This window comes from Geminicoccus flavidas (assembly GCF_009806515.1).
Lineage (GTDB): Bacteria > Pseudomonadota > Alphaproteobacteria > Geminicoccales > Geminicoccaceae > Geminicoccus > Geminicoccus flavidus.
The window spans coordinates 1-8,445 of the sequence record NZ_WUJP01000597.1 but is presented as its reverse complement, the minus strand read 5'-3'; the positions used below and the strand labels follow the sequence as shown (position 1 = coordinate 8,445).

The following is an 8,445-nucleotide window of genomic DNA, read 5'->3' as shown; positions in this document are numbered from 1 at the left end:
TAGTCGTCATCGACGACCGGGTCACCAACCGCAACATCCTGACCAGGCTCGCCCAGTCGGTGGAGGAAGGCCTGACGGTGCAGGCCTATGGCACCGCGGTCGCCGCCCTGGCCGCGATCGACGCCTCCAGCGCACCGGACCTGGTGGTCACCGACTTCAACATGCCCGGGATGAACGGTGCGGAGCTGATCCGCCGGCTGCGCACCCGGCCGGGCTGCGAGCTGATCCCGATCGTCGTGGTCACCGTGTACGAGGACCGCGACTACTGCTACCGGGCGCTCGAGGCGGGTGCCACCGACTTCCTCCTGAGCCCGGTCGACCATCTGGAGTTCCGCGCCCGGATCAAGAACCTGCTGACCATGCGCCGCCAGCAGCGCCTGCTGGCCGAGCGCGCGGCGGACCTGGAGCAGTGCCTGATCGGCAGCGGTGGTGCCGCCGCCCTCCTCCTGGACCCAGCCAGCCTGTGCGCCCGCCTGGAGATGCCGGCCTTTGCCACCGACCCGGCCGGCCGCATCGTTGCCGCCAGCCCATCCTGGCTTCGGCTGATGGGCGAGGCCGCACCGGGGCCCGCCGCGAACGGCCATCCGCCCACGCTTCGCGACGTGCTGGGCGAGGAGGTCGCGATCCGCCACCAGCTCCAGGCCGACAAGATCCTGGAGACCGGCGACGGCTCGGTTCAGCCCTGGATCGAGCAGATTGGTGCCGCCGGCCAGGGCCGCCATGTCCTGCTGGCCTGTGCGCCGCTCGCCGATGCCGCGGGTCAGGTGGGCCATGTGCTGACGGTGTGGCACGAGGTCGACGAGGCGCTGCGCAGTCAGTCGGCGGCGGCACCGGCGGTGCGGGTCGATGCGCTCACCGGCCTGCCCTCCTTCCAGGCCATGCTGGAGCGGATCAGCCAGGAGATCGGCCGCACCCGGGCAGAAGGCGCCCTGATGGCGCTGGTCCATATCGACATCGACCGGTTCAGGAGCTTCAACAACGCCTATGGCGATGGGTTCGGCAGCGCGCTCCTGCAGGCTTTGGCCCAGCGTCTGCGCAGCCGGATGAAGGAGGTGGAGACGCTCGGCCGGCTGCGCTCCGACGAGTTCCTGGTGGTCCATCCGGGCCTGCGCCGGCCCGACGAGGCCGCCGAATTGTGTGGGCGCCTGAGCGAGATCTTCGCCGAGCCGTTCCAGATCGACGAGCGCGAGATCAATGTCAGCGCGTCCATGGGCGTGACCATCTGGCCGACCGATGCCCAGGACCAGGACCAGCTCCTGCGCAACGCCGAGCTGGCCATGCACCGCGCCAAACAGTCCGGCCGCGACACCTGGCGGTTCTTCGCCGAGGAGATGAACGTCACCGCCAAGCGGACGATCCAGCTCGAGCGCGAGTTCCGCCAGGCCCTGACCGCCCGCCAGTTCACCGTCCACTACCAGCCGCAGCAGGACCTCCAGACCGGCCGGGTGGTCGGAGTGGAGGCGCTGGTGCGCTGGAACCATCCCAACCGCGGCATCGTCCGGCCCGGCGAGTTCCTCCATGTCGCCGAGGACATCGGGCTGATCGCCCCCTTGTCCAACTGGGTGCTGCAGCAGGCCTGCCGCCAGTTGCGCGCCTGGCAGGAGCGCGGCATCGGCGGCTTCACCATGTCGGTGAACATCAGCCCCGGCCAGTTCCGCGAGAAGGGCGTGGAGCGGCAGATCGGCCAGTTGCTCGCTGAGACCGGGATCGACCCCAGGTGGATCGACATCGAGATCACTGAGGACGCGCTGTTCGAGAACACCGCCCAGGCCATGGGCACGATGCGCTTCCTATCTGATCTCGGCCTGTCGCTGTCCTTGGACGATTTCGGCACCGGCTATTCCTCGCTGGCCTATCTGCAGCGCCTGCCGGTGCAGCGGCTCAAGATCGACCGGCAGTTCGTGCTCGACCTGGAAACCAACGAGCAATCGCAGCGGATCGTCCACATGATCGTGGAGCTGGCCCGCACGCTCGGCCTGATCGTCCTGGCCGAGGGCGTGGAAACGCCGGGCCAGCGCCAGATCCTGCAGCGGATGGGCTGCGACCAGATCCAGGGGCACCTGATCGGCATGCCGATGCCGCCCGAGGAATTCGAGCGGCTGCACGCCATGGCGGGCGTCGGGCCGGCCTTGGCCGGTGGAACCAGCAGCGGGAAGCCTGGACGTGGCGACGGATGACACACCGCCGCCTCGCCAGCGCCAGGGCCCGGTCGCGTGGATCAGGCGGCGGCTGGCCGGGCGGCCCGATACCGAGCATGAGCAGGCGCTGATCCGCATCGGCTTCTCGGTGCTGATCGGCCTCTACATCCTGTTCGCGGCCCCCGCGGGGCAGGCGTCGGAGCGCTTCCTGGTCCAGGGTTTGTCGATCAGCCTGGGCGCGTTCTGCCTCTCGCTCCTGGTATTCGGTCACATCCTGCTCCATCCGGGCGTCAGCGTGGTGCGGCGCCTGCTCGGCATGCTGATCGACACCACCGGCGTGAACGCGGTGATGCTGGTGGGCGGCATGGCCGCCTCGCCCTTCTACCCGATCCTGCTCTGGATCATCTTCGGTCATGGCTTCCGCTTCGGCCGACCCTATCTGTTCGCCTCGGCGGGCATGTCGCTGGTGCTGTTCGGCCTGGTGGTGTTCTTCAACAAGAACTGGCAGCAGATTCCCCAGTTGGACATAGCACTGATCATGGCGCTGGTCGTGCTGCCCGCCTACGTCTCGGTCCTGCTGCGCAAATTGGAGCAGGCGATCCAGCGTGCCGAGGATGCCAACCGGGCGAAGAGCCGCTTCCTCGCGGTGATGAGCCACGAGTTCCGCACCCCGCTCAACGCGGTGATCGGTCTGTCCGACCTGTTGCGCCGCGACGAGAAGGACGACGACCGGCGCGAGATGTTGGGCACCATCCGTACCGCGTCGGGCACGATCCTGGGCTTGGTCGATGCGGTGCTGGACGCCGCCAAGATCGAGGCCGGCCGGTTCGTGGTGGTGCGCAAGCCGTTCGACGTCCACCTGCTGCTGGGCATCCTGCGCGGCATGCTGGAGCCCCAGGCCCAGGCCCGCGGCCTGTGGCTGCGCCTGGTGCTCGACCCGCAGGTGCCGCCGGGCCTGACCGGCGACATGTCCGCCCTGCAGCAGGTGCTGACCAACCTGATCGCCAACGCCCTGAAGTTCACCGAGCGGGGCGGGGTGACGATCCGGGTGAGCCGGGTGATGCTGCCGAACGGCGAGGCGGGCGCGGGCTTCGACGTCGAGGACACCGGCATCGGCATCCCGCAGGAGCTGCAGGCACGAATCTTCGAGAGCTTCACCCAGGCCGAGGAGACCACCAACCGGGTCTATGGCGGCACCGGGCTCGGCCTCACCATCGCCAAGGAGCTGGTGGAGCTGATGGGTGGGCGCCTCGCCGTCGCCAGCGCGCCCGGCCAGGGGACCCGGTTCGGCTTCGCCCTGCCGCTGGTCCCGGTGGCCACCGACGCGCTCCCGCCCCTGCCGAGCCACGGCACGGTGGTAGTGCTGGGCGAGGGAGATCTGGCCGAGCGCGCCCATGCGGCGATCCGCGGCGCCGGGATCGCCTCTCAGCCGGCCGCCGATCTGGCCACCGCCGCCCTGCTCCTGCGCCGCGGCCATGGCCGGCGCCTGCTGGTGCTGAGCCGGGCCGGCCGAGAGGATGCGGTCGAGCTGCTCGACCTGGTGACCCGGCGGATCGAGGTCCAGGTCGACATCGTGGTGCTGCAGCCCGCGACCGCCCCGCGGCCGGACTACGCCATGGCGAGTGTGGCACCCGATGGGATCGAGCACGACCTGCCGGTCCTGGTGCGGGCGGCACTGGCACCGCACCAGGCCCCGGCACTGGAGTCCAGGCAGCAACCGGCAATCGCCAGGCATCCGGCCCGCCTCCTGATCGCCGAGGACAATTTGACCAACCAGCAGGTCGCCCGCCGCATCCTGGAGAGTGCCGGGCACGAGGTGGTGATCGTGGGCTCGGGCCAGGAGGCGGTCGACCGGATTGCGGTCGAGCGGTTCGATCTCGTGCTGATGGACCTGAACATGCCGGGCATGGGCGGGATCGAGGCCCTGAAGCTCCTGAAGTTCACCGAGGACGACCTGCCGCCGGTGGTGGCACTCACCGCCGACGTGACCGATGCCACGATTGAGGAGTGCCGCAAGGTCGGGTTCTCCGGCTACGCCATGAAGCCGATCGAGACCGATACCCTGCTCGACCAGATCGACCAGTTGGTGGCCGAGCACCGTGCCAGCGGCGCATCCGCGGCCGATCCGGTGTCGCCCAGGCCGGCCCGCGCGGTGCCGCCGCCCCAGCCGGTCCGCGCGCCCGCGGCCAGGCCCGCCGAATTGGTCACCGAGCTGTCGAAGCCCCGCGCGGTGGTGGCACTGGCGACCGCCGGCGATCCCCGCCCGGTGCTGGACCGACGTAAGCTGGAGGGGCTGGCGGTGCTGGACCAGGGTGACGGCTTCATCGACGAGCTGGTCGACACCTTCGTCAGCGAGGCGACCGAGCTGGTCGAGGGCATCGAGCAGGCGGTAGCGCAGAAGGACGTCGCGGCCATGCGCGACCATGCCCATGCCCTGCGCTCCAGCGCCGCCCATGTCGGCGCCACCGCCCTGTTCGACGTGCTGCTCGGCTGGCGCGGCCTGGACGATTCGGCACTTCTCGCCAGGGGACCGGCCGAGGTCCAGCGCCTGCGCCTGGAACTGGAGCGTGCCACCAATGGCCTGATGGCTTGGCATGCCCAGCAGACCCTGGACGGGCGCAGCACGCAGCACTAGCCAGGGCGGGCAACGGGGCACCGACGGCCTGCGACCAGACGCTCCCCGTGGACATGAAACCGACCGAGGGAGGCCCCGCCAATGCCGCAGATCGCGATCATCGTCGAGTTCGACACCCTGGACGGCCAGGAAGCCGAGTTCACCCGGCTCATCAGCGAGCATGCGCGCCTGACCCTCGAGGAGGAGGAAGGCTGCCTGCGCTTCGAGGTGATCAAGCCGATCGAGCGCGACGGCACGCCCATCCTCAACAAGGTGATGGTGAACGAGCTCTATGCCGACGAGGCCGCGGTCACGCGCCACGAGCAGAACCCGCGCATGCCGATCCTGCGCGAGGCGACCGGCAAGCTGCTGGCCGGCCGCCGCCTGATCATGGCCGAGGTCCGCTGACGGGTCAGCCGGGCTCGGCCAGGAGGTCGGCCAGTGCCGGGAGGATGCCCTTGTCGGCGATCGCCTTGCGGTAGCCGACGAAGCTCCGGACGAAGCCGGGATTGGCATCGAGCTCCAGGAAGCGGAGCGTGCTGATCCGCAAGGGTGCGGCCGGATCCGGATCGCTCGCCAGCGCCCGGTCCGCATCCTCCAGCTTCGGCTCGATCGGCTCGAAGCGCTGGCCCTTGTCGTCGACCCCGCCGAGATAATGGGCGTAGCCGGCCAGGAGGAAGGCCAGGCGGCGATGATCGCGTCCCCCTTCCAGGCATTGGCGGATCGTCTCGGACAGGAACACCGGGATCTTGGAAGTGCTGTCCGAGGTGAGCCGCGCGTTCTGGTCGTTGATCGCCGGGTTGGCGAAGCGGGCCAGCACGATGTCCCGGTAGCGCTCGAGCGGCATGTCCGCCGGTGCGGAGAGCAGCGGGATGACGTCCTTGTCCAGGAAGGTGCGTAGGAGCCCCATGATCCGCTCGTCCGCCATCGCCTCGTGGACGAAGCGGTAGCCGCCGACTTGGCCCGGATAGGAGAGCATCAGGTGCGAGGAGTTCAGCATCCTGAGCTTGATCTGCTCATAAGGCTTCACGTCGTCGGTGAACTGCACGCCGACCGCTTCCAGCCGCGGCCGGCCTGAAGGGAAGTGGTCCTCGACCACCCACTGGATGAAGTCCTCCGCGAACACCGGCGCCTCGTCGGCGATCCCGGTGAGCGCGTTCAGCCGCTGGACGTCCTCGGGCAGCACGGCGGGCGTGATCCGGTCGACCATGCAGCTCGGAAACGCGACATTTGCGGCGATCCAGTCGGCGAGTTCCTGGCTGCGCGCCCCGGCGAAAGCCAGGATCGCCTTCTTCGCCACCTCGCCATTGTTCTGCAGGTTGTCGCAGGACAGCACAGTGAACGGCGGAACGCCTGCCTTCCGCCGACGCTCCAGGGCCGCGGTGATCAGGCCGAAGACGGTAGCCGGTGCCTCGGGCCGGGCCAGGTCGGCTACGATCTCCGGTGCATCCAGCCGGAACGCCCCTGACTTGTCGTCGATGTTGTAGCCGCCCTCGGTGATGGTCATCGACACGATCCGGATCTTGGGATCGCATAAGCGCGCCAGGGCCAGCGCAGGATCGACGGGCGCGAACACATAGTCCACAATCGAGCCGATCACTTCGCTGCTAGGCTTACCGTCGGGCGGAAACACGCTCAGCGTGTAGAGGCCGTCCTGCCGGGTGAGGCTCGCCGCCTTAGCCCGCTCTGATGGGTTGTCGATGATGCCGATGCCGAGGATGCCCCAGCCCTCCTGGCCTTCCATGCCCAGGCAGCGGTCGAGATAGACCGCCTGATGGGCGCGGTGGAAGTTGCCGACGCTCAGATGCGCGATGCCGGCGGTGACCTTGCCGCGGTCGTAGGCCGGCTTGCCGATGCCGGCCGGCAGACACTCCAGCATGCTGTTGTTCAACCCGGCCATTCTGCGCTCCTTCCGAACCCGATCGTTGGCCTGGCCACGATGGCAGGCCGGGGCAGCCGGCGAAAGTTGTCACCGCCCTCCTCAGCTAAGCGCCAGGACCACGCCCTCGTCCGGGCGCAGCGCCAGTTCCTGGCCATGGATGGCCGGCTCGCCCGAAGCATGGGTCGACAGCAGCACCCGCGCACCCGCCACTCCCTCCGGCAGCGGCACGGCCTGCGCCGCATGGCCGAAGTTGAGGGCGACCAGGAGGCGCTCCGTGCCGAAGCGCCGCTCATAGGCAAACACCTGGCCATCGGCATGTGCGCCGACATAGTCGCCCACACTCAGGGCCAGGTGGCGTCGCCGCAACTGGATCAGCCTGCGGTAAAGGTTCAGGATCGAGCTCGGGTCCTCCTGCATCATCGCCACGTTGCGGGTGCCGTGGTCTGGGGTCAGCGGCAGCCAGGGCCGGCCGGTGGTGAAGCCCGCATTCGGCGAGCCATCCCACTGCATCGGCGTGCGCTGCGGGTCGCGGCCAAGACCCAGGCCCGGCTCGTTGCGCTCCCAGGGGTCCTGTACCGCGTCGGGCGGAATCTCCACCCGGCTGATGCCGAGCTCGTCGCCATAATACATGGTTGGCGTGCCGCGCAGAGTGAGCAGCAGCATGGCGGCGACCCGCGCCTGCGCCGCGCCGACCCGCACGGCGATCCGCGCCTGATCGTGGTTGCCCAGCACCCAGTTGGGCCAGCCGCCCGGCGGGATGGCGCCCTCGTACTCCTCGACCAGCGCCGCGATGTCCTGGGCACGCCAAGCCATGTGGATGAGCTGGAAGTTGAACGGCAGGTGCGCGCCCGTGAGGTTCTCGCCGTAATAGGTGACCAGCCGGTCGAGCGGCAGGTAGATCTCGCCGATCAGCACCCGGTCGTCGAACTCCTCCAGCACCCGGCGCATCCCGGCGATGATGCCGTGGACCTCGGGCTGGTCGGTGGAATGGATCTGCAGGGTCCGGTTGATGTCTGGCTGATCGGCCTGATAGGCGGGGTTCACCGGGTTGTCGCGGAAGCCCTCGTCCTTCATCAGGTGCCAGATCACGTCGACCCGGAAGCCGTCCACGCCCCGGCGCAGCCAGAAGCGCAGCACGTCGTGCATCGCCGCCCGGACTTGTGGGTTGCGCCAGTTGAGGTCGGGCTGCTCCTTCAAAAAGGCGTGGTAGTAGTACTGGCCGGTCGCCGCGTCGAAGGTCCAGCCCGGCCCGCCGAAATTGCTGTTCCAGTTGTTGGGCAGACCGCCGCCCGGTGCCGGGTCGCGCCAGATGTACCAGTCGCGCTTCGGGCTGCCGCGCGACGACCGGCTTTCCTTGAACCATTCATGCTGGTCGGACGTGTGGTTAGGCACGAAGTCGACGATCAGCTTGAGACCTCGGCCATGCACCTCGCCGACCAGCCGATCGAAGTCGCCTAGCGAACCGAAGATCGGATCGACCCCGCAATAGTCGGCGACGTCGTAGCCGAAGTCGGCCATGGGCGAGGGATAGAACGGGGAGAGCCAGACCGCGTCCACGCCCAGCCAGGCGAGATGGTCGAGCCGGCGGCGGATGCCCTCCAGGTCGCCGATGCCGTCGCCGTTCGAATCCTGAAAGGACCGGGGATAGATCTGGTAGACGATCCCCCGCTTCCACCAGGTGTTCTCCGGCATCAGCCACCTCCAGCACCTATGGGCCAACCGTTGCGCAAGCCCGTTGTGGGCCGACGGGTTCCCACCGGGCCGGCTGCCGTTTTCTTGGTGGAACGAGGCCGTCCTGCCCGGGTTGAACC

At 68.8% G+C, this 8,445-nt stretch carries 5 protein-coding genes; 3 read left to right on the top strand and 2 right to left on the bottom strand.

Features of this window, described 5'->3' with window-relative positions; all coding sequences use genetic code 11:
- The 3 genes from EQG76_RS17000 to EQG76_RS16990 form a co-directional block, all read left to right on the top strand.
- The coding region (locus EQG76_RS17000; RefSeq protein WP_159715585.1) for a GGDEF/EAL domain-containing response regulator at positions 1 to 2,177 on the top strand (2,177 nt) is incomplete at its 5' end.
- The gene (locus EQG76_RS16995; RefSeq protein WP_159715583.1) at positions 2,164 to 4,773 is read left to right on the top strand and encodes an ATP-binding protein; all 2,610 of its coding nucleotides are present in this window, start codon (positions 2,164 to 2,166) and stop codon (positions 4,771 to 4,773) included. The genes EQG76_RS17000 and EQG76_RS16995, both read left to right, overlap by 14 nt.
- Before the next feature lie 81 nt (positions 4,774 to 4,854).
- Positions 4,855 to 5,160 carry a putative quinol monooxygenase gene (locus tag EQG76_RS16990; RefSeq protein WP_159715581.1) on the top strand — a complete coding sequence of 102 codons (306 nt, stop codon included), beginning with the start codon at positions 4,855 to 4,857 and terminating at the stop codon, positions 5,158 to 5,160.
- Positions 5,161 to 5,164: 4 nt separating this feature from the next.
- On the opposite strand, the gene EQG76_RS16985 is transcribed toward EQG76_RS16990, so the two are convergent.
- Entirely contained in the window at positions 5,165 to 6,652 is a 1,488-nt protein-coding gene (locus tag EQG76_RS16985) for a mannitol dehydrogenase family protein (protein WP_159715579.1), read from the bottom strand.
- An 81-nt stretch (positions 6,653 to 6,733) separates the two neighbouring features.
- Complete coding sequence (locus EQG76_RS16980) at positions 6,734 to 8,326, bottom strand: alpha-amylase family glycosyl hydrolase (RefSeq protein ID WP_159715577.1); 1,593 nt, start codon at positions 8,324 to 8,326, stop codon at positions 6,734 to 6,736.
- Positions 8,327 to 8,445 lie beyond the last annotated feature (119 nt).